The sequence below is a fragment of the Megasphaera sp. ASD88 genome, assembly GCF_002287425.1.
Classification (GTDB): domain Bacteria; phylum Bacillota; class Negativicutes; order Veillonellales; family Megasphaeraceae; genus Megasphaera; species Megasphaera stantonii.
In genome coordinates this window covers 52,330-79,198 of the sequence record NZ_NQXW01000009.1, presented here as the reverse complement: position 1 = coordinate 79,198, position 26,869 = coordinate 52,330, and the positions used below count along the sequence as shown (strand labels likewise).

The following is a 26,869-nucleotide window of genomic DNA, read 5'->3' as shown; positions in this document are numbered from 1 at the left end:
CATAGGAAGCAAGCTTCCCATGTCCTCCCGTTCGACTTGCATGTGTTAAGCACGCCGCCAGCGTTCGTCCTGAGCCAGGATCAAACTCTCCATGATATGTGAAGAGCTGATTGCTCGTTCTTACTTATTATTGGTATTACCTGTTTTGAAATCTTATTGCTAAGACCTCGCACTCTGGCGTATTGTTTCGTATCACACTGTTCAGTTTTCAAAGGCCATGCCGTCTCGCGACGACTTATACATCTTACCAGACTCGTCCGGGCTTGTCAAGCACTTTTTTTGAAGTTCTTTTCAAGCGAACCGGCTATCCGGCCTGCCGCGGCGCCCTGCCGCAACAGCTTGTTTAGTATATCCTCTTTTCGCCCTGTTGTCAATACCTTTTTAACAAAAAAAAGAAAGCAGAGAACAATTCTCTGCCTTCTTCACCTTTATTACTTATTCTACGGTAACGCTCTTCGCCAAGTTTCTCGGCTTGTCGACGTCGTTGCCCCGGCTGACTGCAATATAGTAGGACAACAGCTGCAGCGGAATAATCGCCATAATAGGTACGACAAAATTATCCGAAGCCGGAACGGTAATCAACGTATCTACAGTCTTCCGTACTTCCGTATCGCCTTCCTGCACTACGCCGATGACATAGGCGTCGCGTGCCTTGACTTCCTTGATGTTGCTGATCATTTTTTCTTCCACGTCTTTTTGCGTAGCCAAAGCAATGACGGGAACGCCTTCTTCAATGAGGGAAAGCGTGCCGTGCTTCAATTCGCCGCCGGCATACGATTCGGCGTGAATATAGGAAATTTCCTTTAATTTTAAAGCGCCTTCCATAGCCAGGCCGTAGTCCATGGACCGGCCGATAAAGAAAACGTCTTCTTTGCCTTCGAAAGAACTGCACATCGCCTTGATTTCGTCAGCGCAGTCAAAAATCTTACGGCACAAATCGGGAACAGCCGTCAAGTCATGAAGAATGCGGGACTCTTCATCGGCAGTCAGCGTTCCGTTCAAACGTCCCATATACAGAGCTAGCAGCAGCAATGTTACAAGCTGCGTCGTATAAGCCTTGGTCGACGCGACAGCAATTTCCGGGCCGGCCCAGGTATAGGCTACCTGATCGGCTTCGCGGGAAATAGACGAGCCGACGACATTCGTAATCGCCAGGGAACGAGCACCTAAGCGCTTCGCTTCTTTCAGCGCGGCCAGCGTATCGATGGTTTCGCCGGACTGGCTGATGACGATGCACAGCGTCTTGCTGTCCGTCAGGGGATTTCTATAGCGGTATTCCGAGGCGATATCTACTTCGACGGGAATCCGGGCCAATTTTTCGATAAAGTATTTTGCCAGCAACCCGGCGTGATACGCCGTACCGCAGGCTGTAATCATGATCTTGCCGATAGACGTAACGTCTTCCATCGTCCAGTTCAATTCTTCAAACTGCACGTGCGAACCGTCTTCGGAAATGCGGCAGCCCATCGTATCCTTAATGGCCTTCGGCTGTTCGTAAATTTCCTTGAGCATGAAATGTTCATAGCCGCCCTTTTCAGCCGCTTCCGCATCCCAGTTGACTTCAAAGACTTTTTTAGAAATGGGATTTCCTTCCAAATCGGTAACCCATACGTTGTCCTTTTTTACGATGGCAATTTCGCCGTCGTTCATGATATAGGTCTTGCGCGTATAGCTCAAGATAGCCGGAATATCTGAGGCGATATAGTTTTCGCCTTCGCCGAGGCCGACGATAAGGGGATTGTCTTTTTTGCTGCAAATGATCTTATCCGGTTCAAAACGGCTCATGAACACGAGGGAATACGAGCCGCGCAGCCGGGCCAGCACGCGCTGTACAGTCCGCGTAAAGTCGCCGTCATACATGTCAGCGCATAAGTGGGCTACGACTTCCGAGTCCGTTTCCGACTTAAAGCGATAGCCTTTTTCCAGCAGCTCTTCCTTCAGCTCCATGTAATTTTCAATAATGCCGTTGTGGACGATAGCGAAATTGCCGGCTTCATCCGTATGCGGATGAGCGTTGAGATCCGACGGTCCGCCGTGCGTAGCCCAGCGCGTATGGCCGATGCCGACTGTTCCGACGACAGGATGGGCCTTCACTTCTTCAGCCAGGTTCACAAGGCGGCCCTTCTTCTTGCGCACGGCAATAGCGCCGTCATGATACACGGCGATGCCGGCAGAATCATATCCTCTGTACTCCAGCTTCGTCAAGCCGTCCATCAAAAAATCAGCTGCTTCTCTTCCTCCAATATACCCTACAATACCGCACATACATATAACCTCCTAGTGTGTGTATTTGCTTCCCACGACGACATTGTCCATTCCGTTGCCGTAATGCTTTTCCGCCATGTAACGACTGAAGCTGCCGAGAGGCATCCGCTGACATGTTCGATACTCCTCTTCCTCGTCCGCCCGCCGCTGCCGGCGGGCACTAGCGCTATCCATTTTACGAAGGATTTCCAAACGCCTGTAAAAAAAACAGGAATGAAGCGAACTTCATCACTTCATTCCCACATTCTAATATATTTTATCACCTAGGTCAATACCTACTTGGAGGGACCCATTTCATGCTCTACGACGACGGCAATATCGTCGACGATACGCTGAAGCTGTTCCAGGTCGGGCCCTTCCGCCATAACCCGAATCAGCGGCTCCGTGCCGGACGGACGGACCAAAATGCGCCCTTCGTCGCCCAATTCCGCTTCTCCTGCCGAAATAGCCGCCATGATGAGATTGTTTTCTTCCCATCCCGATTTTGTCTGCACAGTCACATTCTTCAAAATCTGGGGGTACCGGGTCATGAGGGCCGCTAATTCTGACAGCGGCTTATTCTGCTGCTTCATGATGCTGAGAAGCTGCACCGCCGTCAGCAGTCCGTCGCCTGTCGTATTATAGTCAAGGAAAATAATATGGCCTGACTGCTCACCGCCTAAGGAATAGCCGTCCTTGCGCATTTTTTCCAGGACATACCGGTCGCCGACAGCCGTCGTTTCCGTACGGCATCCCATGTCTTTCAAGGCTTTGTGGAAGCCGATGTTGCTCATTACCGTTCCTACGACCGTGTCCTGCTTCAAGCGGCCTTCTTCTTTCAGTTTCAGCGCGCAGAGCAGCATGATCTGGTCGCCGTCCATATCCTGTCCCTTTTCATCGACGGCCAGACAGCGGTCGGCGTCGCCGTCATTGGCAATGCCGATATCGGCGCCGCAGCGCAGCACCGTTTCCTTCAAATCTTCCAAATGGGTGGAGCCGCAGTTGTCATTGATATTCACGCCGTTCGGCTCCGTATGAATGGCAATGACTTCGGCTCCCAGGCGCTTCAGGATTTCCGGTCCGATAGAATAGGCCGCGCCATTGGCACCGTCGTACACGACCTTTAAACCCGATAAATCTACATTTGTCGACTTGCATACGAAATCGGCATATTCCTGCTGCAAATCCGTCCACAAGGAAATCGTGCCGATGCCGGCGCCTACAGGCCGGCTCTGCAGACCGGCTCGTTCGTCGCGAAGCATATATTCTTCAATCCGGTCTTCCATTTCATCAGGAAGTTTGTATCCGTACCCGTCGAAGAACTTAATGCCGTTGTATTCAAAGGGATTGTGGGACGCCGAAATGACAACGCCGGCATCCATGTGATGCGTTCTCGTCAAATAGGCGACGGCCGGAGTCGGAATCACGCCGGCCATATAGCATTCGCCGCCGGCAGACGCGATGCCCGCTGCTAAAATGCTGGCCAGCATGGTGCCGGAACGGCGCGTGTCGCGGCCGATAAGAAATGTCGGGTGTTCCTTATTTTGTCCAAAAATATACGCGGCGGCCCTGCCTAAATGATATGCCAATTCCGGCGTCAGGGAATCGTTAGCAATGCCCCGCACACCATCAGTACCAAACAATCTAGCCATTTACAACTACCTCCAAAGGTTGATATTTACGAATGATTTCATTTGCCGTTTCCAATCCATCGAGAAAAGCACTCATAATGCCGCCGGCATACCCTGCGCCTTCCCCCACGGGATACAATCCCGACGCATCGACGGCCATGCGGTCTTCGCCGCGCACGATGCGCACGGGCGCACTGGTTCTCGTTTCCACGCCGGTCATGACGACGCCGTCGTCGTCAAAGCCGCGAATTTTGCGGCCAAAGTACGGTAAAGCCTGTTCCAGCGTACTGGTCACGAAGTCCGGCAGCACGCCATGCAAGTCAGTCCAGGTCACGCCTGGCCGGTACGTATGCACCGCCCCTTCTGCCGGAGAGGAGCCCTTGAGAAAGTTTCCTACGGTCTGCGCCGGCGCGTGGTAATTACTGCCTCCGGCCTTATACGCCAACTCCTCATACCGCCGCTGAAACTCGATGCCGGCCAGGGGCCCGCTGCCGACGTCGTCTGTCGTCACGTTGACGACTAAGGCGCTGTTGGCCACGCCGCTGTCGCGCCGATACAGGCTCATGCCGTTCGTCACGACCCGCCCTTCTTCTGACGCTGCCGCCACGACGGCTCCGCCGGGACACATGCAGAAAGAATAGCACGACCGGCCTTCCGGGCTATGGTACACCAAGGCGTAATCAGCCGGGTCCAATCCCAATTCCGCTGCGTCGCAGCCGTATTGCCCGCGATCGATGACCTGCTGGTCATGCTCGATGCGCACGCCGACGGCAAAGGGTTTCTTTTCCAGGACGACGCCTTCGTCGTAAAGCATGTAATACGTATCCCGGGCGCTGTGCCCAATGCCTAAGACGACGACGTCCGTCTCATATTCCTCCTCGCCGTTGACGGTGACGGCGCATATCCTTCCCCGTTCATCCCGCCGTATGGAAGTCACGCGGCTCTGAAAACAAACCGTTCCACCTGCCAATTCTATCATATGACGCATATTTTTTACAACGTTCCGCAAAATATCCGTCCCTACGTGGGGATTATAGGCATACAAAATTTCCGGCGGCGCCCCTGCATCAACCAGAGTCTGTAGAATATGGCGCAGGAGCGGATGATTTACCCGCGTCGTCAGTTTGCCGTCAGAAAACGTGCCGGCTCCGCCTTCGCCGAACTGCACGTTCGACTCGGGCCGGAAGGTTCCGCCGTTCCAGAATTCTTCCACATGGGCCGTCCGCGTATCTACGTCGCAGCCCCGTTCAAATACGATCGGCTTATACCCGCCGCGCGCCAAGGCCAGCGCCGCGGCTAATCCCGACGGCCCCGTGCCTACGACGACAGGACGATGGCGCAGCACGACATCGCCGGGCTGCGGCGGAACATAGGCAGTTTCCGCAATCCGGCGGACATCCTTGGCGTCGCGGCAGCGCCGCCATATTTTTTCTTCGTCATGAAAGGCGACGTCTACCGTAAATACCAGATAAATATTCGGCTTTCGCCGCGCGTCTACAGAACGCCGCACGACGCAGATATGCTCTATATCTGCCGGGCTGCAGCGAAGCTTTTTGGCTACCAGCGCCTCTATGGATTTCTTCATAGGCACGCCGGTGCGGATATTCATTACCCTCAGCACGCAATTCGCTCCTTTACTATTCCACGTCTACGGCAACTTCGATCGTATCGGGCTCGAAGATGACGCCGTTTACAGGCGATACGATAATCTTCCATTTCTTATCCTGCTTCAAGCCTGAAATATCGATAGGCGGCAAGTCGATGCGGGACAAATTCTTGAGAATATTCGCGTCTCCCTTTACGGCAACCGTATTCGGATTGATTTTGATTTCTTTCAGCGATACGGACGAAGACACGTCCCCTTCCGTCGTCACGTAAACGGGAATGTCTTTCGTCACGGCATTATGACCGATGGATATGCGGATATTGCTCTGCCACGGCGTCATTTCCAACCCTTCGACGCGGGACCCGTCCGCCGCTACCAGCCGGATAGGCGCCATGATAGAAAAGTCGTCTATCCTGTCTTCGATCGGAATTTCCACGACAGCCTGTTCCACTTGCTTGACAAGACGGCGAGCGCCGCTGATGACGACCTTTTCCGGCACGACCTTCAGGCTGCTGACGAAAATATCGTTCTTCGTCTGCCCTACCAAATGCGGCGTCAGCGCCAATTCCCGCACAGTGTACACGTCAACCATAATGTCGGCTGAGGTCATGCTCTGCTTTTTCAGCTCCGTCCCCGCCGGAATTTCTATGCGGACGGGGGCGCTCATTTCGCCTTCCTGGGCGTCGGACAAATCAATATAAGCCTTAATATCCGACGGCCCTACGTTGATAATCGTGTTACGCGGCCCGGACAGGCGCACGTAGACCGTCTTCGGCACGTTCGACGTAATGTACTGGGAGTCGAGGTTTTCCACGACGATCGGCACCGTATAGCTGCCTTCGCTCATGGGATTCTGTTCGTTGATGATAAAGAACCACAGCACGATCGCCATTAACAGACAAATAATCTTTAATTGCCATTTTTTGTCAAGCTTATTCATCATATCACGGCCTCCACTTGAAAATATTGGCTAATCCCTGAGGCGTCTTGTTCAAGAAGGTCTTCAGCACGTTGCGCAGGGCGTTGCTGTCCAAGTGACGGTAAATATGTCCGCCGTACGTATATGAAATAGAGCCCGTTTCTTCGCTGACGACGACGACGACGGCGTCGGCCATCTCGCTGAGGCCGATAGCCGCGCGATGCCGCGTCCCCAGCTCCGTAGACAAGGAACGGTCCGCCGTGAGCGGGAGCAGGCATCCTGCCGCCATGATGCGGTTTTCCCGAATAATCACGGCCCCGTCGTGAAGGGGCGTATTGGGAATAAAGATGTTTCCCAGCAGCTCCCGCGACACGACGCCGTCGATGGGAACGCCCGTGTCGATGTAATCGTTCAAGCCGACTTCCCGTTCAAAGACGATCAGCGCGCCGGTCCTCGTTTTGGACATCGAATCGGTAATCGCCACGATTTCATCGATAAGCCGCTCCAGCTCCTTGGCGTTCAGCACATGGCCCGACTGCAGAAACCGGCCTCGCCCGATTTGTTCCAGGGCGCGCCGCAGCTCCGGCTGAAAGACGACCGGCAAGGCAACCAATATGACCGTCATGCCCTGCTGCAGCATCCAGTTGATGACGTGCAGATCCAGGACCCGGCTGACGACCGTCACGGCACCGAGCACCAGCAGCCCCTTGATCAAGGCCACGGCCCGTGTGTTGCGAATCAAAATGAACAGTTTATACAGCACAAAGGCGACAAGCAGAATATCCAATATGTCAAGCAGACGAAAGCTGCTGATAAACCCCTGAATAGATACGCTCATGTTATTTCTCCATTACGACAACAAACTAATCATGGTTAAGTAAATTCATTGTACACTATTTTTACTTCAAAATAAAGTCGCAGGCCCGTACAAAAACAAAGCCGCAGCCAGGAGCTCTTGTCTCCGCTGCGGCTTTTCCACATCAATTAGAGTTCGTTCGACGCCGCTTTTTCCAGCGGCCCGTCGCCTGCAGCTCCGCATGCTGCCTGAAGCTGCGATTCCTGGCGGGCGAGTTCGGCAAAATCAATGGCCTTCAATTTTGTTACCAAGTCCCGCTGGATATCGGCAAAGGCGTTGTAAATAGAGCACATGCCGCTGCAGCCGCGGGAACACGAGCTGATGTCATGCAGACAGCGCTGCAGTTCCGTCTGGCCTTCTACGGCTTCGATGACGTCAAACAAGGTGATTTCTTCCGGCGAGCGCTGCAGGGCAAAGCCCCCGTCGACGCCGCGGTACGATTTCATGATGCCGGCAGCCGTCAAATTTCTCATGATTTTTAATAAAAAACGCTCGGGGATATTTTGTTTTTCTGCTAAGGCAGCGCCGGTTATTTTCGTGCCCTCCGGCAGCGACGCCAGGTACAGCACCATGCGGAAAGCATAATCAGTCGCTTGATTTAATCTCATTACTCTAATCCCTCCTTGCATGTGTCTATTATACAATAAGTCACTAAAAAAGTGTAGTTTAAAATAAAAAAAAGAAAAGGTCCTGATGACGAATGCCTGTCACTCATCATCAAGACCTGTATTACATCGCCCTTACAAGGCGTCGATAATCAAAAAGATAACTGCCGACAATGCAGCGCTGATCGGTATGGTAACGCACCAGGCAATGACCATGCTGCGGGCTACGCCCCAGTGGACGGCGCGAACCCGTTCGGCCGAACCGACGCCCATGATAGAGCCCGATACGACGTGCGTCGTACTGACCGGCAAGTGCAGGAACGTCGCGGAAAAAATAACTAAGGACGAATTCAGGTCGGCAGCAAAGCCGTTGATGGATTCCATCTTGAAGATCTTCGTCCCCATCGTGGAAATGATACGCCACCCGCCGGCAGACGTGCCCAAAGCCATGGACGTGGCGCAGGCCAGCTTTACCCACGTGGGAATTTCCATCGTATCGATGTATCCGCCACTCAGCAGGGCCAGGGCGATGATGCCCATCGCTTTCTGGGCGTCGTTGGAGCCGTGCGAAAAGGCCATGAGGCTGGCCGACACGAGCTGCATCTTGCGGAACTGGCGGTTTAAGGCGATAGGCGAATACTTGCGGACAATCCAAAGGATGGCGATCATGACGAAATATCCTGTCGCCAAGGCGATGACCGGCGATAAGATCAGCGATAAGATGATCTTTTCAATACCGCCCATATCCAAAGCCGCCGGGCCTACGCTGATGCATACGGCACCGATAACGCCGCCGATGAGCGAGTGGGACGAGCTGCTGGGTATGCGGTAATACCACGTCGCGATATTCCAAATAATAGAGCCGATCAGAGCGGCTACGATGACTTCCAAACTAATCTGGGCCGGATTTAACACCAAATCCCCGCCAATCGTCTTGGCGACGCCTGTACTGACCATCGCGCCGGCAAAGTTCAGCACGGCGGCCATCATAATTGCATGGCGCGGCGTAATGGCCCGCGTCGACACGCTGGTAGCAATGGCGTTAGCCGTATCGTGGAACCCGTTGATATAGTCAAACAGCACGGCCAGAAGCACAATGGCCCATATTAACCAATGCTCAGGCATACTTTAAGACGACCTTTCTGAACGTAGTAACCAGATCTTCGCATTCGTCGGTAATATCTTCGACAGATTGAAGAACTTCCTTCCATTTGATGATTTCAATGGGATCTTTGCATTCCGAGAATAATTTGGCCATTTCTTTATGATACAAATCGTCGCAGTCCTGTTCCAGCTTCAGCACCTTATGGCTGCGGGCTTCGACCTTGAGGTAATTTTTCTTTAAATCCTTCATGTAGCCGATGGATTTGCAGATTTCCTTCATCGCTTTGGCCGTGATGACGGTCATCTGCTTAGCACCCTCCGTCGCCTGTCCGATTTGGTACATGCACATCTTATCCATGATTTCGCTGATATTGTCGATGACCGCATCCAATTCGTCAATAAGCTGCTGGATGTCTTCGCGGTCCATCGGCGTGATGAACGTTTTTTGCAGACGCTTCATGGTCTCCAATACGAGCTCGTCGGCTTCATCGGCCAGGGAATCGATTTTTTCCAGCGCTTCCTCTTTAGGAATCTGGTCGTTCATGGCCTGCCGCAGCAGATCGGCTGCCTGATAACTCAGCATCGCGTGCTGGTCTAATAATGCGAAAAACTTTTCTTCTTTGGGCTTTAAATGGAATGCCATACTAATCAGTTCTCCTTGTCTGCAAACACATTTTTACGTAATAATTACGCACTGTTTACCTATATTTTACATAGCTGTGTCTTTCTGCATTATACCATATACGACCTCATTATTCTAGAAAAGGCGTTGCCAATATGGCATATTCTACATGAATTTTTTTATAGGCGCAGCGGGCCGTCTTTGCGGGTGCACTGCCGGAGCGTTAAAAGATTTAAGGCTATGCATTCTCCAGATATTGTCATTTTCATGGGTGACAAAGTTACATTACTATTTGTTGCGTTTGCCCCATCCTGCCGATATACTTAAGCTATCAGAAACACAAGCAGTCCGGAATGCAGCGTGCGCACTGAATCACTTTAGGAGGTACAACAATGAAAGCAAAGATTCAATCGTTCGGCCGCTTCCTCAGCGGTATGGTCATGCCGAACATCGGCGCCTTCATCGCCTGGGGCCTTATTACGGCCATGTTTATCCCCTCAGGCTGGCTGCCGAATGAAAAGCTGGCCGCCATGGTCGGACCGTTCCTGACCTACGTCCTGCCCCTGCTCATCGCCTATCAGGGCGGCAAGGCCGTCGGCGGCGACCGCGGCGCCGTCATCGGCGTCATCGCGACGGTCGGCGTCATCTGCGGCACATCGTACACCATGTTCATGGGCGCCATGGTCATGGGTCCCTTGGCAGGCCTGGTCATCAAAAAGTTCGACGCCGCCGTAGACGGCCGCATCAAGCCTGGCTTTGAAATGCTGGTCAACAATTTCTCCGTCGGCATCATAGGCATGCTCTTATCCATCGTAGGCTTTTATCTCATCGGCCCGGTCATGGGTATCCTGCTCACCTTCCTGACGGCAGGCGTTCAGATTCTCGTCACCTACGGCGTCTTCCCCCTCATCGGCCTCTTCGTCGAACCGGCAAAAGTACTGTTCCTGAACAACGCCATCAACCACGGCATCTTCACGCCCCTGGGAGCCGAGCAGGTATCACAGGCCGGCAAATCAATTTTCTACATGATTGAAACGAACCCCGGCCCCGGCGCAGGCGTCCTCATCGCCTACTGGCTGTTCTCTAAGGATAAAATGACGAAGCACTCCGCTCCCGGCGCGCTCATCATTCACGCCTTAGGCGGCATCCACGAAATTTCCTTCCCCTACGTCCTCATGAATCCCATGCTCCTGCTGGCTACGATCGGCGGCAGCATATCGGCGTTGTTCTACTATTCACTCTTCGACCTCGGTTTATCCGGCCCGCCCTCTCCGGGCAGCCTCATTTCGTACCTGGCAATGGCGCCTAAAGGGTCTACGCTGTCCGTCATCATCGGCATTTTCATCGCCGCCGGCGTATCCTTCCTCATCGCTTCGCCTATCATCCGCATGTCCGGAGCCAAATCGTCGGACTCCCTCGCCGAAGCCCAGCAGAAGATGAAAGACATGAAAGCCCAGTCCAAGGGCATGGCAACGCCGCCGGCCGCCGAAGTGCCGGCAGTCAACATGAAAGAAATTAAAAACATCGTCTTTGCCTGCGACGCCGGCATGGGTTCCAGCGCCATGGGCGCCGCCGTCCTGCAGAAGCGTCTGAAAAAAGCCGGCCTGACGGACATCAAGGTCAGCCACGCGTCCGTTTCGGAAGTGCCGAAAGACGCGCAGCTCGTCGTCTGCCATCAGGACCTGGCGGACCGGGCCAAAGCCAGCGCGCCCCAGGCCCGTCTCATTACGATTACCAACTTCATGGCCGCGCCTGAATACGCGACGCTCGTAGAAGAACTGGCTTCGGTCCAGCTCCCGCCGTCGTAAAAACCTGCCGTGTTATCGCACGGGGTTCCCGTCACGCAGAGGAGGTGATACTACGGAATTCACACTGCGCATCCAACAAATTTTATCTATCCTGCTGCGGCATCAGGATTTTCTGCACGAACAGCAAATCGCCGACGAGCTGGCCATCAGCAAGCGCACAGTCCAGCGCGAGTTGGATTACATCACGACGATTCTCGCTCCGTACCAGCTGACGCTGACGCGCAAAAAAGGAGCAGGCCTCCTGCTGGCCGGCACGCCGCAGGCAAGGCAGCGCCTGGCCGACGCCTTAAACGCCTCGGGCCGTTCGGATTGGTCCGATAAAAGGGAACGGCGGCGCTACCTGTTGTTCGAACTGCTGCGGGACCGGACGCCGAAAAAGCTGTACCATTACAGCCGGCTCCTGGGCGTCAGCGAGTCGACAGCCGCTTCCGATTTGGAAGCCTTAGGCCCCTGGCTGCGGAAAAATAATTTGTCCATCTTGAAAAAGCCCGGCTTCGGCGTCGTCCTGAACGGCACGGAACAAAACTACCGCGAAGCCATGCGGCGCTTCATCAGCGAAACGGCTCCCGTAGACAAATTAAAAGAAATTACCGATCCCCACGCCGCCCTGGCGAAAGCCGTCATGAACGTGACGGACAACGGCATTTACCGCCTGCTCAACAGCCGCACGATCCAGCGCATCGACGCCCTACTCGGACAGATGAACGAACCCAGGCTCCGCCAGTTCACCGACTCGGCCTATATCGGCCTGATCATCCACATCGCCATCAGCGTCGAACGCATGCAGCAGGGCAACGTGCCGTCAGACGAGCAATCCCTGCCCTTGGAGGAAGACGGCGAAGACCTGCGTCTGGCACAACGCATTCTCCAGGCCATCGAAGAAGAATTTCACCTGCATATGCCCGAGCTGGAACTGTCCTATCTGCTGCTGCACATCAAGGGAGCAAATATGCATTACACCAACGTGCCCGATGAAACGGTGCCGACAGACTTGAACGGCAAAAAACTGATCAACCTCATCGACGCTATGATAGACGCCTTCGATTCCCGCCAAGCCTATATGCTGCGCTGCGACGAAGAATTTATCCGCGGGCTCTTCGTCCACCTGCAGCCGGCCATCGTCCGCCTGACCAATCACCTCAACATCATCAACCCTCTGCTGGACGATATCAAGGAAGAATACGCCGACACGTTTCAAAAATCCAGCCGGGCGGCCCGCGTACTGGAAAAGTCCATCGGCGCCGCCGTGTCTGAAGAAGAAATCGGGTATTTGACGATTCACTTCGGCGCGGCCCTGGAACGCATGAAGGGGAAAACGGCCTTTACGCGAAAAGTTTCCGTCGGCATCGTCTGCGCCAGCGGCTTCGGCGTCGCCCGCCTGATGATGACGCGGCTGCGCAACAAGCTGTCCGCCGCCGTCTCGCTCAAGACCTACGGCAAGGGCGACCTGACGCCGGAGGTCATCAAAGCCACGGATTTCTTCGTCAGCAGCCTGCCCCTGAACCGTCCGGATATCGACGCCGTCCGCATCTCGCCGCTCATCACCCAGTCCGATATGAGCCGCATCCAATGCAAGATCGAAGAATACGCCCACATCCGCAAGCGGGTCCATCGGGAAGAAGGCGAAAAGCAGCCCGACGAGTTCGTACAGGAACTGGCGGAAACCCACAAATCAGCAGAAGAAATCGCCCATATCCTGAAAGGCTACGCCATGTATACTGCCGACGCGTCCCTGCCCTTTGACCAGGCCGTAGCCTGGCTCTGCAGCCAAGTCGCCGAATCGGAATCGCAAAGCCGGCAGCTGTATGAAGATATTATGAAGCGGGAACGGCTGAGCAGCCAAATCTTTCCCGATCAGGGCTTCGCCCTGCTGCACTGCCGGACCTGCGCCGTCAGTCACGCCGCCTTTTACACCTGTATGCCGTCGGAAAGCAGCTTTGCCGACCCCTACTTTCAAGGCGTCGGCATGATCCTGCTCATGGCGATGCCCGCCGCCGGCCCTACCCGCCTGTACACAGACCTGCTAGGCTTCATCAGCAGCTCCCTGGTCATAGACGACAGCTTCAACGAAGCCGTCCTAAGCCGCAGCGAAGGCCTCATCCGTTCCGAGCTGCAGCGCATCCTCAAGCTGTATTTCAATACATTGCTCATAAAACTTACGTAAGGAGAACATCATCATGGAAATTTTACAGAAAAAGAACATCATCCTCAACTGCCAGCCGAAGGCCAAGGAAGATGTCATTAGGGAAATCGGCAAGATTTTCTGCGAAGACGGCTACACGACAGAAAAATATACCCAGGCCATGCTGGACAAGGAAACGGTCTTCAATACGGCCATCGGCAACAGCGTAGCCATTCCCCACGGCATCGAAGAAGGCAAGATCGAAGTGCAGCACGCCGGCTTGGTCATCATGACCTTTCCCGAAGGCACGGACTGGAACGGCACGACGGTCAAGCTGGTCATCGGCATTGCCGCTGCCGGCGACGAACACGTCGACATTCTGAGCAATATTGCCGTCACCTGCTCCGATGAAGACGACGTAGAAGACGTCGTCCACAGCTCTGTCGATGAAATCTACAACATGTTCGCTAACTAAGAGGTCAACGTATACTCATATACAGCACCCTATATTAAGCATGATACTCAGGAGGTATATACGATGAAAACAAAAGCAGTCAGAATGTACGGCACGAGAGATTTGCGCCTGGAAGAATTTGAACTCCCGGAAATCAAAGACGATGAAATTTTAGCCAAAATTATTACGGACAGCATCTGCATGTCTACGTATAAATTAGTCGAACAAGGCAAAAAGCATAAACGGGCTCCCCAGAACATCGACACGAACCCCATCATTACGGGCCACGAATTTGCCGGCGTCATCGTCAAGGTCGGCAAGAAATGGCAGGACCAGTTCAAGCCGGGCATGCGCTTCGCCCAGCAGCCGGCGCTGAACTACAAGGGCAGCCTGGCTTCGCCGGGATATTCCTATGAATTTTTCGGCGGCGACTGCACGTACTGCATCTTCCCCCACGAAGTCATGGAATTAGGCGCTCTGATGCCCTACGAAGGCGAAAGCTTCTTCGAAGCATCCTTGGGCGAACCGATGAGCTGCATCATCGGCGGCTACCGGGCCAACTACCACACGAACAAGCACAATTATAACCACGCTATGGGCACGAAAGAAGGCGGCAATATCATCATCCTCGGCGGCTGCGGCCCCATGGGCTTAGGCGCCGTCAGCTACGGCATCCGCTTTGAAAACAAGCCGAAACGCATCATCGTAACGGACATCGACGAAAGCCGCATCAATCGGGCGAAAGAAGTCATTTCCCCCGAATACGCCGCCCAGTACGGCGTCGAACTCCACTACATCAATACGGGAGCCATGGACGATCCCTATGAAGAACTCATGAATATCACCGACGGCCATGGCTACGACGACGTCTTCGTATATGCGCCGGTCCGCGCCGTCGCCGAGCTGGGCAACAGACTGCTGGCCTTCGACGGCTGCATGAACTTCTTCTCCGGCCCGACGGACAAAAACTTCAGCGCCGAAATCAACCTGTACGACTGCCACTACACGAACACCCACATCATGGGCACGACGGGAGGCAACAACGACGACCTCATCGAAGCCAACAACCTGGCTGCCAAAGGCATCATCAACCCGGCCGTCATGGTAACGCACGTCGGCGGCATCGACAGCATCATCGACACGACGCTGAACCTGCCGCATATCAAGGGCGGCAAAAAGCTGGCCTATACGCAGTTCGACATGCCGATGACAGCCATCGAAGATTTTGCCAAATTAGGAGAAACGGACCCGTTCTTCCTCGAACTGGACGCATGCTGCAAAGCCCACAACGGCCTTTGGAACGCCGAAGCGGAAAAAATGATCCTGAAACACTTTAACGTAGAAATCTAACCGTTCGCCTTCTCTTTTCTCTTCATCCGGCAGATTCTGCCATAGTACATCCCCTCGCGCAGGCCTCTTTCCTGCCGAGGGGATGTTTTTTTTATTCGAACCAGGCGACCGCTCGGACGGGCGCGCCGTCGCTTTGATGTACTTTTAACGGAAAGCACCCGAACCAAAATAAGTCGCTGCCGCACAGGTGAAGATTTTTCAGGTTTTCTATATTGATCATTTCCCGGCGCTGAAACAGCTTCCTATGCCGCGTCAGCTCTTCGTCGCCTATGGGATCGATGCCGAACGTATCGATCCCAATGCCTTTATACGACCCGGCGACGACGTATTCCAGCACGGAGTCGTCTATACAGGGATAGTCGCCGAAGTATCGGGGCGTTCCCCAGTAGACGTCCCAGCCTGTGTGAAACAGCAGAAACTCTGCCTTTTCTACTTTATCTCCGTAGGGCCGCAGGCAATCCATCGTAATCGCCCCGCCTTCCTTTACGCGGCAGCAGTCAATGACCAGGGCCTTGCCGATAAATTGGCTGGCATCATACTGATCCAGCGTCGTGCCTCCGTCCCATACATGGGCTGGCGGATCGGCATGGGTGCCGACATGCGTGCAGATGGAAATCTTCGTTTCTTTGAAGCCGTCCGTTTTATAGGTACTTACCGTCTGCAGGGACGGCTCTTCCGTTCCCGGAAACACGGGCATATGCTCCCGTATGGTATGGGTCAAATCGATAACCTTCATAATAAAACGCCTCCTCGCTATGTCTATAGTATTCATCATACTATGAAACGGCGCAAAAAAATACCGTCGGCAAGGTCTGCCAACGGTATTTTCGCGCGAAATGCGATTATTTTACAACGGCGTTGTCGATAATAGCCATGAAGTCGTCGACTTTCAGGCTGGCGCCGCCGACGAGACCGCCGTCAATATCGGGAGAGCCCGTCAATTCGGCTACGTTGTCGCCTTTTACGCTGCCGCCGTAGAGGACGGACACGCTGTCGGCAACGTCGGCGCTGTAGAGGGCAGCGATTTTCTTGCGGATAATGGAGCAAACTTCCTGAGCCTGCGCGGCCGTAGCCGTCTTGCCCGTGCCGATAGCCCAAATCGGTTCGTAGGCGATGACGACCTTCGCCAAGTCGTCGGCGCCGATGCCTTCGAGGGCCTTTTCAATCTGTCCTTCAATCCAAGGCTGCATAATGCCTTCTTCGCGCTGTTCCAGCGTTTCGCCGCAGCATACGATAGGCGTAAGGTTATGAGCCAAGGCGGCTTTCGTTTTCTTATTGACCGTTTCGTCCGTTTCGTTGAAATACGTACGGCGTTCGGAATGGCCGATAATGACGTGGGTTACGCCGATATCTACGAGCATAGCCGGAGATACTTCGCCCGTAAAAGCGCCGCTTTCTTCCCAATGCATATTCTGCGCGGCTACGTGGATCGGCGTGCCTTTCGTCAATTCCACAGCCATCGGCAGATACGGAAATACGGGAGCAACGACGACTTCGGCTTTGACGTCCTGCGCTACGCGGCCGACGAGGCCCGTAATCGTTTCCTTGGCGTCCTTGCCAGTATGATTCATCTTCCAGTTGCCGGCAATAATAGTTTTTCTCATGAGAGCATCCTCCTATCTGAAATATGATGGTATATTATTTATCGCTCAGCGATTCGACGCCGGGCAGTTTCTTGCCTTCGAGATATTCCAGGGACGCGCCGCCGCCGGTGGAAATATGGCTTATCTGATCGGAAAGACCCGTCTTGTTGACAGCCGATACGGAGTCGCCGCCGCCGACGATAGATACGGCATCCGAAGCAGCTACGGCTTTCGCAACGGCTTCCGTACCTTTCGCGTAGTTTTCCATTTCAAATACGCCCATAGGGCCGTTCCAGACAATAAGTTTCATAGAAGCTAATTCTTTGGCAAAGAGTTCCTGCGTCTTCGTGCCTACGTCGAGGATCATCCAGTCGGCCGGCACGTCGGCAACGTCTACGACCTTGTGGTCGGCGTCGTTGTCAAAGGCAGCTGCTACCATGACATCGACGGGAAGGAGAAGCTTCGTTCCCTGTTCTTGAGCCTGGGCGATGAGGCTCTTCGCCAGATCGATTTTATCGGCTTCGACGAGGGATTTGCCGATGCCGTAGCCCTGTGCGGCCAGGAACGTATTGGCCATGCCGCCGCCGATGATCATGAGGTCGACCTTCGGCAGGAGATTGGAAATGACTTCGATTTTATCGGAAACCTTCGCGCCGCCGATAATCGCCGCAAAGGGATGGGCCGGATTGTCTACGGCGCCGCCGATAAAGCGGATTTCCTTTTCCAGCAGGAAGCCTGCAGCCATAGGCAGGTACGCCGTAATGCCGGCAACGGAGGCATGTGCCCGGTGGCAGCAGCCGAAGGCGTCGTTTACGCCGACTTCAGCCAATTCAGCGAGCTGGCGGGAAAATTCGGGATCGTTCTTTTCTTCTTCCTTATGATAGCGAAGGTTTTCGAGAAGCAGGACTTCGCCGGGCTGGAGCGCTTCGGCCATGGCTTTCGTTTCCGGGCCGACGCAGTCCGGAGCAAATTTTACGGGGATACCCAATAATTCGGAAAGGCGTTCGGCAACGGGTTTCAGCGAATACTTGGGAACGGCTTCTCCCTTCGGACGGCCGAGATGGCTGGCCAGGATGACCGCTGCATGATGGTCGAGCAGATACTTAATCGTCGGCAGCGTTTTCTGGATGCGCGTGTCGTCCGTAATACGGCAGTCGCCGTCGAGGGGCACGTTGAAGTCCGCTCTGACGAATACCCGTTTGTTGTCCACTGTAATATCTGTAATTGTCTGTTTCATGGAAAAATCCTCCTCCATATCGTAACGATACATATATACTCGTCAGCGTCTGCTAGACGCTGGAAAAACCTCGTATTAAATCATTTTCATCATCTTTTCTGCCGCGCCTTCGTCCGTCACGAGGATGCCCGTCCGGCACGTGCGCATGACGGCTACGATCGCCTCGGCCTTGCTCGCTCCGCCGGCCACGGCGATGACGTGGGGATGATGCTTTATATCTTTCAAGGAAATGCCGATGTTGTTGCTGCCGTACAGGATGCGCCCGTCCAGGCTGCAGTAACAGCCCAGCGATTCGCCGCGTGCCCCCAGCGTTTCCAGTGTCTGCCGCTGATGCTCCGTCATGCCCCGCTGCTTGGCCATCTTATCGGCGCGGCCGATGCCGAAGACGACGACCTGGGCCTGGGAAGTCATAGCGACATTTTCCCTGGCCTGGGCGTCTGACTCGAACATCAGCCGCAGGGCCGATTCGCTTACGCCTTCGGGCAGGTGAATCATGCGGTACGAGCTGTGCGTCTTAGCGGCGACAGCAGCCGCAATATAGTTTGCCTGGAATTCCACGTGGTTCCCCATGCTGCCGCGGGCCGGCAGTATGGTCGCGCCGGCATTGCTTTCCGGAAGCATACGGGCGATTTCCGCCATGGTCGAGCCGCCGCTGATAGCCACGATGCTGACGCTGCCGAGCAAATCGTTGAGCAGCAGCGCGCCCTTGCGCCCCAGCTCCTCACAGGCCGTTTTATCCGTATCGCTGTCTCCGGGAACAATGTACACGTTCTTCAAGCCTAAGGCCTGCCGTATCTGCCGCTGCATATCGTCTAAATTGTTCAAGCGCAGGAAGCACTCCAATAAGTCCGGCATAAGGGCCTTTCCTTCCGGCTCCATAGAAATTCCCATCGTCGTAAACCGTACCAGCCCGCTGCGCCGGAGCACGTCCACATGGGAGCGCACCACCCGTTCGGACAGCCCCGACAAGCCGGCCAGGGTGCGCCGTCCTACCGGTTCTGCGTCGGAAATATGACGCAGCAGCAAATATCGTTCTTTAATCGTCCCCATGATATCGGGCGCGATTTTTTGAAAGATACTGAGCGTGTCTTGTTCCATCTTTACCTCCATCTAAAGACATTTGCTGTTTCGCCGATACAACGACCGTGTTCATCGGCGGCATCAAAGGTCGATCAAGCATTTTCCCGTCATATCGGCGGGAATGGCCATGCCGGCCATCGTCAGCAGCGTCGGCGCGACGTCGGCTAAAATGCCGTCGTGCAGCTTGGCGTGCTTATAAGTTTCGCTGACTAAAATGCACGGCACGTGGTTCGTCGTATGAGCCGTATAGGGCGAGCCCGTTTCCGGATCAGCCATCTGTTCCGCATTGCCGTGGTCGGCGATGATCAGCAGCTGGCCGTCGACAGTCTTCAGGGCGTCTACGATGCGGCCGATGCACGTATCGACGGTTTCCACCGCCTTGACGGCGGCTTCAAACACGCCCGTATGGCCTACCATGTCGGCGTTGGCAAAGTTGAGCATGATCATGTCGTATTCGCCGCTTTCAATCCGTTCGACGACCTTATCCGTGACGATGGGAGCATTCATTTCCGGCTGCAGGTCGTACGTAGCGACCTTCGGCGACGGCACGAGAATTCGGTCTTCGCCGGCGTTGGGCGTTTCTTCGCCGCCGTTGAAGAAATACGTCACATGGGCGTATTTTTCCGTTTCGGCAATGCGCAGCTGCGTCTTGCCGGCCTTGGCCAGCACTTCGCCCAGCGTATTGGCTATGGTTTCCTTATCATATACGACGTGAACCGGCAAATCGTCTTCATAGCGGGTCATCGTAGCGAAGTACACGTCTAATTTCTTCGGCCGGTCAAAGCCGTCGAAATCGTCGCAGACAAAAGCCGTCGTAAGCTGGCGGGCCCGGTCGGGGCGGAAGTTGAAGAATACCACGCTGTCGCCGTCTTCTACAGGATGTTTATGAATAACCGTCGGAACGACAAATTCGTCGGATACGTCGGCAGCGTAGGAATGCTTCAGGCACGTCTGCGCGTCCGATTCTTCATGGCCCTGGCCCAGCGCGACGGCATGGTACGCCTTTTCTACCCGATCCCAGCGCTTGTCGCGGTCCATGGCGTAATACCGGCCGCTGATCGTCGCGATTTCGCCGACACCCAGCTCGGCGCATTTATCTTCTAATTCCTGCAAGTATTCGCCGGCGCTGCGGGGCAGCACGTCGCGGCCGTCGAGAAAGGCATGGACATATACCTTGCGGAGGCCGTACCGCCTGGCCATTTCCAGCAGGCCGAACAAATGCTGCTCGCTGCTGTGCACGCCGCCCGGCGATACGAGGCCCAGCAGATGCAGGGCCGAATCGTGTTTCCTGACGTTTTCCATGGCTTCGACAAGAGCGGGCTTTTCAAAAAACGCGCCTTCGCGGATATCCTTGGTGATCTTCGTCAGGGCCTGATAGACGATGCGGCCGGCGCCGATATTCAGATGGCCGACTTCGGAGTTGCCGATCTGGCCGTCAGGCAGGCCTACGTCTTCACCCGACGCGCCTAAATGAGCGTGGGGATATTCCTTCCAGAGAGCCGGCAGCACCTTTAAATCGGCCTGCGCCACGGCGTTGTCCTTTTGGATATCGCTGCAGCCGAATCCATCCATAATCACCAGCATTACAGGTTTCTTTTTTGTCATATACTTCTATCTCCTTCTTTACCTTTACAGCCCGGCTGTGAAGAAAAGAAAAAGCAGGGAAATTCGCAATCCCTGCCTTTTCATTGTATTTCTATTTCGGTCTTGAATATTTGTAACGGGAGGCTGTTTACCCGTCGGGAAATGCGTCGCTACAAATTAGTTTTTGCTGTTGTAGTCGTTCATGACGGCAATGAGGTCGAGAACCTTGTTGGAATAGCCGATTTCGTTGTCATACCAGGAAACGACTTTTACGAATGTATCTGTCAAAGCGATGCCGGCTTTCGCGTCGAAAATAGACGTGAGCGTGCAGCCGAGGAAGTCCGACGATACGACGGCGTCTTCCGTGTAGCCGAGGATGCCTTTCAGTTCGCCTTCGGAAGCTTTCTTCATAGCGGCGCAGATTTCATCGTACGTAGCCGGTTTTGCCAGGTTGACCGTGAGGTCGACAACGGAAACGTCCAGCGTCGGAACGCGCATGGACATGCCTGTCAATTTACCGTTCAATTCAGGAATAACTTTGCCTACGGCTTTCGCTGCGCCCGTGGAGGACGGAATGATGTTGCCGGCTGCAGCACGGCCGCCGCGCCAGTCTTTCAGGGACGGGCCGTCGACAGTTTTCTGCGTAGCTGTCGTGGAATGTACCGTCGTCATGAGGCCTTCTTTAACGCCGAACGCGTCATTGAGGACCTTGGCGATCGGAGCCAGGCAGTTTGTCGTGCAGGAAGCGTTGGAAACGATCGTCTGGCCTTTGTATGTATCGGTGTTTACGCCGCATACGAACATATCAGCCTGACGGCCGTCTTCGCCCTGTTTGGAAGGAGCGGACAAAACGACGTATTTAGCGCCGGCCTGGAGGTGTTTTTCAGCCAAATCCATGGTGAGGAAGCGGCCTGTCGATTCGACGACGTATTCAGCGCCGACTTCGTCCCATTTGAGGTTTGCCGGATCCATTTCAGCCGTTACGCGGATAGCTTTGCCGTTTACGATAAGGCGGCTGTTTTCAACGTCGGCTTCAATCGTGCCGTCGAACTGGCCATGCATCGTGTCGTATTTGAGCATATATGCCATGTAATCTACAGGGCAGAGGTCGTTGATGCCTACGATTTCGATATCGTCGCGAGTCTGGGCAGCGCGGAAAACAAAGCGTCCAATACGGCCAAAACCATTAATACCAACTTTAATCATTGTCGATACACTCCTTTTTACAAAACCTATTCAAATTGACTAACTCGTTTAATTCACCTTACACCCATAGTATGCCACACTGGGTACATTTTTGCAATAGCTTGGGCGAAATTTGTCCCGATATTTTTTCCACCGTAATTATTGCAGCCCAGCCCTGGCCGCCGCCAAGCCGACATACTCTTTTATCGCCAGGCAGGAATCGGCCAGCACGCTGGCCTGGGGAACAAAGGAATAGAGAGATATTCCCGTTCCGGCGCGGTAATCGCAAGGATACGGCGTGATGTCCAAGCCTTCGCGGCGGAACAAATAGGCCGCCCACTCCATATGAAAGGCACTGGTCACGACGATAGGGCGACGCCAGCCGTTGGCCTCGCAGATGGCCTTGGAAAAAGCGGCGTTCTCCGCCGTATTGCGGCTCTCTTCATCAGTATAAATCATAGATTCCGCCGCACCCAGGGACAGCAGCATGCGCCTGGCGACGGCGCTCTCGCTGGCGTCGTCGGGCAGCACCTTCCCGCCTGACAGCAGCAGCGGAAGGCCGAGGGCGCGATGAAGGCGCAGGGCCGTTAAAAACCGATTGGCCGCAGCGCCGCTCAGCTGTCCTTCTCCATCTACATCGGGCACGCCGGCCAGCACTCCGCCGCCCAGCATAATAATGACGTCGCCGTCCAGCGCCTGCGCCGCAGGCTGTTCATACTCCTGTTCCAGGGGCCGCAGCAGCCAATTTGACACCGGCGCAATCGACAAGGCGTACAATACGAGAACGACGGCGGCCAGCCATTTGACGCCTGCCGACTGGCGGCGCCGCTGATACGCGGCAAGAAGCCCCAGGGCCAGGACAATGCCGCCCAGCGGCAGCAGCCATGAATCGATCCATTTGACAATATATAACAAAGGGCCGTCCCCTTTCCTTTAAGCATTTTATTAGAATACGCTTTTTAACACATTTATTATAGCATAAATTACGTATTTTTCCCGTAAAGCCTCCGTAAAAATCAACATATTTTCTGCAACTAGTATATATTTTATTTGCAAATCTTTCAAGACTCTTTGCCGCATACTCTTTCTGTTTCGCCGCCTTGTCAAAAATAAAGAATTGTCAGAACCCATAGGGTATGATATACTATATGAATCCATGGGGATGTAAAGGTTTCGACGTGGATGGTTGTATCATGAATAGCGAGCCGGCGTTTCATCAGGCCGCAAAACGGTGAACCTTTAAATTAAACGCAAAAGAACAAAACTTTGCTTTAGCTGCCTAATCGCGGCTAACGTCTCTTGCTGCTAATCCTGCGGGCAGTTTGCAGACGTCACTTAGCGGGATACCCTGCGGCATGGGTCTGGCCGCCGCAGTGGGAAACTCACAGGCTGGAACAGCGTAGTTTGTCCTTGTACGACAACTGTTTGAGACAATAAAACAAGGTCTGCGCTCGGAGAAGTTCATGGGGCGGCATTTACGGACAGGAGTTCGACTCTCCTCATCTCCACCATACCAAAAAAGCTGATTACGGGGATCATACACTGTAATCAGCTTTTTTATTTTCCTATTTTGATTATTTTACGACCTCATAGGGCCAGTCCATGATGCCGCCGATGCTGTAGACGTTGGTATAGCCCTGTTCTGTCAGCGCCGCTGCAGCGCGGCCGGCGCGCTTGCCGCTGCGGCAATATACGAAGATTTCCGCGTTTTTATCCGGCAGGACCTTGGCGACGGAACTAGCCTTCGCTTCAATCTGCTCTACCGGCAGCAGCACGGCGGAAGGAATATGGCCTGCCGCATATTCTTCCTGAGTGCGCACGTCGACGACGACGAGATTTGTCTGCTGATCCATCTGCAGCTTTGCTTCCTGCGGCGTCAGCGTCCGATACGGGACGGCTGCCGCTGCCGCAGGAGCCGCGTTCAGCCCATCAGCGGCAAGGCAGGCCGAGGCCGCTGAAAATGCCGCAATAGCAATACATACCAATAGTTTTTTCATGGTCATCACTCCTTGTGCATCAATATATCTATTATTATAAAAAGTATAAAATTACTATGTCAACGGCAAAACGGCTCCTTCTCATCAGATACGCCGATACCGCACTGCGCAGTTACGCCCGTTGCCGCCATGCAAAATGTTTGTCGACCTCTTTCCTCCCATTGCCAGCATCATGGTATCGGTCCATCCTACTAAAAACACGACCAGTGGAACTTCGCTTCGCAGCCGTCTCAGGAAACTATCGACGCAACGCGCGCATTGCCGCGCAGCATCAAAAATTTACGGAATTCAGACAAATATCTTCATTGCCAAGAATAAAAAAATAGGCTACTCTTAATATATACAAAAGGTATGTATTAAGAGGAGGTTATTATTATGGATCGATCCGATATGATGTACGTAATGTACGATAAGAAAGGCCCGAAAGTAGCGGAAAACTTTGCTAAGCGCGGATTTGAAGCCTATTACTGTCCCACCAAGGAAGAAGCGCTGCAAAAAGCGCTGGCCCTCATTCCGGCAGACCACGTCGTGTCCTGGGGCGGTTCCGTTTCTATTAACGAAATCGGCCTGCGGCCCTATGTGCTGGAGCACTACCAGGTCATCGACCGCGACGCCGCCGGCTCGCCGGAGGAACGAGTCGAGCTGATGCGCAAGGCTCTGCTCTGCGACACGTTCATCATGGGAACGAACGCCGCAACAGAAGACGGCCAGCTCTATAATATCGACGGCAACGGAAACCGCGTCGCCGCCCTGGTATACGGCCCGAAACAGGTCGTCGTCATCGTCGGCATGAACAAGGTCGCGCCGACCCTGGAAGATGCTGTCGTCCGGGCCCGCACAGTAGCCGCTCCCATCAACAAACAGCGCTTCGCCGCTCCGACGCCGTGCATCGTCACGGGCATGTGCGCCGACTGCAACAGCGAAGGCAGCATTTGCAACCAATTCGTCCGCACGCGCCGCTGCAGCCCGGCCGGCCGCATCAAAGTCATTCTCGTCGGAGAAAACCTCGGGTTTTAATTATCCTGCGTCCCTTTGGATGCTGCAAGCCGCCATGTCATTGCACATGGCGGCTTTTTTATATTCCCTGCTAGCATACCTATGACAAATGCGTATACCTCCTTTTTTATCCATGCCATTTACGAATCGTATTATGTATTGATTAATTCTATAAATCTATAGTAAAATATAGTTATTGTTTTCACGAATAGTTTTTCATTTTTATCTATGCGAATAACGAATGAAACTATATTTTAAGCGTGAAACGCATTCCTATCTCTCCTTATTTAAGGGAAAAATTTCACATACTATAAGAAAGGATGGAACGTATTATGCTAACCTTCGTATTAGCCTTGTCTCCTATTTTATGGCTCATCGTTTCTCTGGGATTTCTCAAAATGCAAAGTTTTAAGGCCTGTCCTATTGCCTTGCTCCTCTCCTTTGCCGTAGCGCTTTGGTATTATCATCTGCCGGCGCTCCATGCCGGCACGGCGGCTTTAGAAGGCGTCGCATTAGCTTGCTGGCCTATCTTATTAGTCATCATCGCCGCTATTTTTACATATAATTTGACGTTATATACAAAATCCATGGACATTGTAAAACACATGCTGACGACGGTAAGCAAAGACCAGCGCGTCCTGGCGCTGCTCATCGGCTGGGGATTCGGCGCGTTCATGGAAGGCATGGCCGGTTTCGGCACGGCTATTGCCATTCCGGCCAGCATGCTCGTCGCCATGGGCTTCAATCCTGTAAAGGCTATTTTGCTCTGCCTGATTGCCAATTCTGTACCGACGACATATGGTTCTATCGGCATCCCGGCCAGCACGCTGGCAAATTTGACCGGCCTGGACCCTGTCCAATTGTCTACTTACATCAGCTTGCAGCTCTTGCCTCTCAACATCATCTGTCCATTTCTCATGGTCATAATCGTCGGCGGCTCCATCAAGGCCTTAAAAGGCGTAACGCTGCTGACGCTGCTGTGCGGCTTGGGCCTGGCTGTGCCGGAACTGCTCATTTCAGCTGTTGCGGGTCCGGAGCTGGCCGTTATGATTTCATCTGTCGTCATCATGGGCATCATCGTCCTGTACTCCAAATACCGTCCTTCCCAGGATGAAACGTACCACATGGACATCCATCCGGCCCACGTACCCTTGCACGGCGGATTCTTAGCCTGCCTGCCCTTTATCCTCATCTTCGTCTTCCTTCTGCTGACTTCTAAATTCGTCCCTGTCATCAACGTTCCCTTAAGCGCTATCAAAACTTCCGTCGTCATATATACCGGCCCCGGCGCTTCTCCTTATACCTTCGTTTGGTTAGCTACGCCGGGCGTGCTTATTTTCCTGGCTGCATTTATCAGCGGATACATACAAAAGGCTTCATTCAGCGAAATGTTCTTTGTGCTGCTTCAAACGATCCGCGGCCTGCGCAATACGATCATCACCATTATCGCCGTTATCGCCACGGCTAAGGTCATGGGCTACAGCGGCATGACGTCGGATATCGCCAGCACGGCCGTCGACGTAACCGGCAACTTTTATCCCTTCATCGCTCCGATTATCGGCTCTGTCGGCACCTTTATTACCGGCTCCGGCACGTCGAGCAACGTATTATTCGGCAACTTGCAGACCGATGCCGCCAAAGCTATCGGCGCCAACGCGGCCTGGCTGGCAGCGGCAAATTCTGCCGGCACATGCGTCGGCAAGATGATCTCGCCGCAAAGCATCGCCATCGCCGTAGGCGCTATTTCCCTAGTAGGAAAAGACAGCGAAATCCTCAAAGCTATTATCAAAGTATACGTTCCGTACGCCATTATTTTAGGCTGTATCGTATATTTCGGACAACTCTTTATTAGCTAACTGAACAATACAAAAAAACGCATTCGCAGC

Annotated in this window: 23 protein-coding genes, 1 rRNA gene and 1 other RNA gene; 7 read left to right on the top strand and 18 right to left on the bottom strand. The window is 53.8% G+C overall.

The genetic code is table 11. The features are described from left to right. The 10 genes from CJ260_RS06750 to CJ260_RS06710 all read right to left on the bottom strand — a co-directional run. Positions 1 to 96, bottom strand: a 16S ribosomal RNA gene (locus tag CJ260_RS06750); the annotation flags it as partial. 339 nt (positions 97 to 435) lie between these two features. Next, entirely contained in the window at positions 436 to 2,265 is a 1,830-nt protein-coding gene (glmS, locus tag CJ260_RS06745; protein WP_095629643.1) for a glutamine--fructose-6-phosphate transaminase (isomerizing), read from the bottom strand. A gap of 12 nt (positions 2,266 to 2,277) precedes the next feature. After that, complete coding sequence (locus CJ260_RS13145) at positions 2,278 to 2,439, bottom strand: hypothetical protein (protein WP_233127910.1); 162 nt, start codon at positions 2,437 to 2,439, stop codon at positions 2,278 to 2,280. Positions 2,440 to 2,540: 101 nt separating this feature from the next. Next, complete coding sequence (glmM, locus tag CJ260_RS06740) at positions 2,541 to 3,896, bottom strand: phosphoglucosamine mutase (protein ID WP_095629642.1); 1,356 nt, start codon at positions 3,894 to 3,896, stop codon at positions 2,541 to 2,543. Then, complete coding sequence (locus CJ260_RS06735) at positions 3,889 to 5,496, bottom strand: NAD(P)/FAD-dependent oxidoreductase (RefSeq protein ID WP_198947413.1); 1,608 nt, start codon at positions 5,494 to 5,496, stop codon at positions 3,889 to 3,891. The genes glmM and CJ260_RS06735 overlap by 8 nt, the downstream gene beginning before the upstream one ends. A 16-nt stretch (positions 5,497 to 5,512) precedes the next feature. Then, the gene (locus tag CJ260_RS06730) at positions 5,513 to 6,424 is read right to left on the bottom strand and encodes a YbbR-like domain-containing protein (RefSeq protein ID WP_233127909.1); all 912 of its coding nucleotides are present in this window, start codon (positions 6,422 to 6,424) and stop codon (positions 5,513 to 5,515) included. Position 6,425: 1 nt separating this feature from the next. Then, positions 6,426 to 7,238, bottom strand: a complete 813-nt coding sequence (gene cdaA / locus CJ260_RS06725) for a diadenylate cyclase CdaA (RefSeq protein WP_087478312.1) — start codon at positions 7,236 to 7,238, stop codon at positions 6,426 to 6,428. Between the two features lie 146 nt (positions 7,239 to 7,384). After that, positions 7,385 to 7,864, bottom strand: coding sequence for an Rrf2 family transcriptional regulator (locus CJ260_RS06720; protein ID WP_095629640.1), 480 nt, complete (start codon positions 7,862 to 7,864; stop codon positions 7,385 to 7,387). 132 nt (positions 7,865 to 7,996) lie between these two features. Then, positions 7,997 to 8,986: an inorganic phosphate transporter gene (locus CJ260_RS06715; RefSeq protein ID WP_087478314.1), complete on the bottom strand. Its 990-nt coding sequence runs from the start codon at positions 8,984 to 8,986 to the stop codon at positions 7,997 to 7,999. Beyond that, positions 8,979 to 9,608 carry a DUF47 domain-containing protein gene (locus CJ260_RS06710; RefSeq protein ID WP_087478315.1) on the bottom strand — a complete coding sequence of 210 codons (630 nt, stop codon included), beginning with the start codon at positions 9,606 to 9,608 and terminating at the stop codon, positions 8,979 to 8,981. The genes CJ260_RS06715 and CJ260_RS06710 overlap by 8 nt, the downstream gene beginning before the upstream one ends. A 371-nt stretch (positions 9,609 to 9,979) precedes the next feature. On the opposite strand from CJ260_RS06710, the gene CJ260_RS06705 reads away from it, so the two are divergent. The 4 genes from CJ260_RS06705 to CJ260_RS06690 all read left to right on the top strand — a co-directional run bounded on the left by CJ260_RS06705 (position 9,980) and on the right by CJ260_RS06690 (position 15,321). Next, on the top strand, positions 9,980 to 11,395 hold the full coding sequence (locus CJ260_RS06705) for a PTS mannitol transporter subunit IICB (RefSeq protein WP_095629639.1): 1,416 nt from the start codon (positions 9,980 to 9,982) through the stop codon (positions 11,393 to 11,395). Between the two features lie 4 nt (positions 11,396 to 11,399). Beyond that, positions 11,400 to 13,559 carry a PRD domain-containing protein gene (locus CJ260_RS06700; protein ID WP_095629638.1) on the top strand — a complete coding sequence of 720 codons (2,160 nt, stop codon included), beginning with the start codon at positions 11,400 to 11,402 and terminating at the stop codon, positions 13,557 to 13,559. Between the two features lie 13 nt (positions 13,560 to 13,572). Continuing rightward, entirely contained in the window at positions 13,573 to 13,992 is a 420-nt protein-coding gene (locus CJ260_RS06695) for a PTS sugar transporter subunit IIA (RefSeq protein WP_233127908.1), read from the top strand. Between the two features lie 63 nt (positions 13,993 to 14,055). Then, positions 14,056 to 15,321, top strand: coding sequence for a zinc-binding dehydrogenase (locus CJ260_RS06690; RefSeq protein ID WP_095629636.1), 1,266 nt, complete (start codon positions 14,056 to 14,058; stop codon positions 15,319 to 15,321). Between the two features lie 91 nt (positions 15,322 to 15,412). On the opposite strand, the gene CJ260_RS06685 is transcribed toward CJ260_RS06690, so the two are convergent. From CJ260_RS06685 to CJ260_RS06655, 7 genes are all read right to left on the bottom strand, one after another. Continuing rightward, a complete protein-coding gene (locus tag CJ260_RS06685; protein WP_095629635.1) occupies positions 15,413 to 16,057 on the bottom strand; it encodes a cyclase family protein in 645 nt (214 codons plus the stop codon). A 106-nt stretch (positions 16,058 to 16,163) separates the two neighbouring features. After that, complete coding sequence (gene tpiA / locus CJ260_RS06680) at positions 16,164 to 16,925, bottom strand: triose-phosphate isomerase (RefSeq protein ID WP_095629634.1); 762 nt, start codon at positions 16,923 to 16,925, stop codon at positions 16,164 to 16,166. 34 nt (positions 16,926 to 16,959) lie between these two features. Next, the gene (pgk, locus tag CJ260_RS06675) at positions 16,960 to 18,141 is read right to left on the bottom strand and encodes a phosphoglycerate kinase (protein ID WP_087478322.1); all 1,182 of its coding nucleotides are present in this window, start codon (positions 18,139 to 18,141) and stop codon (positions 16,960 to 16,962) included. 75 nt (positions 18,142 to 18,216) lie between these two features. Beyond that, complete coding sequence (locus CJ260_RS06670) at positions 18,217 to 19,239, bottom strand: sugar-binding transcriptional regulator (RefSeq protein ID WP_087478323.1); 1,023 nt, start codon at positions 19,237 to 19,239, stop codon at positions 18,217 to 18,219. 63 nt (positions 19,240 to 19,302) lie between these two features. Further along, positions 19,303 to 20,826, bottom strand: coding sequence for a 2,3-bisphosphoglycerate-independent phosphoglycerate mutase (gene gpmI / locus CJ260_RS06665; RefSeq protein WP_087478324.1), 1,524 nt, complete (start codon positions 20,824 to 20,826; stop codon positions 19,303 to 19,305). 156 nt (positions 20,827 to 20,982) lie between these two features. Continuing rightward, positions 20,983 to 22,011: a type I glyceraldehyde-3-phosphate dehydrogenase gene (gap, locus tag CJ260_RS06660; RefSeq protein WP_087478325.1), complete on the bottom strand. Its 1,029-nt coding sequence runs from the start codon at positions 22,009 to 22,011 to the stop codon at positions 20,983 to 20,985. Between the two features lie 138 nt (positions 22,012 to 22,149). Beyond that, complete coding sequence (locus CJ260_RS06655) at positions 22,150 to 22,905, bottom strand: YdcF family protein (protein WP_095629633.1); 756 nt, start codon at positions 22,903 to 22,905, stop codon at positions 22,150 to 22,152. A 243-nt stretch (positions 22,906 to 23,148) separates the two neighbouring features. On the opposite strand from CJ260_RS06655, the gene ssrA reads away from it, so the two are divergent. Further along, positions 23,149 to 23,501, top strand: a transfer-messenger RNA (tmRNA) gene (gene ssrA, locus CJ260_RS06650). A gap of 63 nt (positions 23,502 to 23,564) precedes the next feature. Here ssrA and CJ260_RS06645 read toward each other — a convergent pair. Further along, complete coding sequence (locus tag CJ260_RS06645; protein WP_198947412.1) at positions 23,565 to 23,987, bottom strand: rhodanese-like domain-containing protein; 423 nt, start codon at positions 23,985 to 23,987, stop codon at positions 23,565 to 23,567. Positions 23,988 to 24,362: 375 nt separating this feature from the next. Here CJ260_RS06645 and CJ260_RS06640 point away from each other — a divergent pair, with 375 nt between their 5' ends. Together CJ260_RS06640 and CJ260_RS06635 are read left to right on the top strand one after the other, a co-directional pair. After that, complete coding sequence (locus tag CJ260_RS06640; RefSeq protein ID WP_095629631.1) at positions 24,363 to 25,004, top strand: lactate utilization protein; 642 nt, start codon at positions 24,363 to 24,365, stop codon at positions 25,002 to 25,004. A 311-nt stretch (positions 25,005 to 25,315) separates the two neighbouring features. Next, positions 25,316 to 26,839, top strand: a complete 1,524-nt coding sequence (locus CJ260_RS06635) for an L-lactate permease (protein WP_087478329.1) — start codon at positions 25,316 to 25,318, stop codon at positions 26,837 to 26,839. Positions 26,840 to 26,869: the final 30 nt, after the last annotated feature.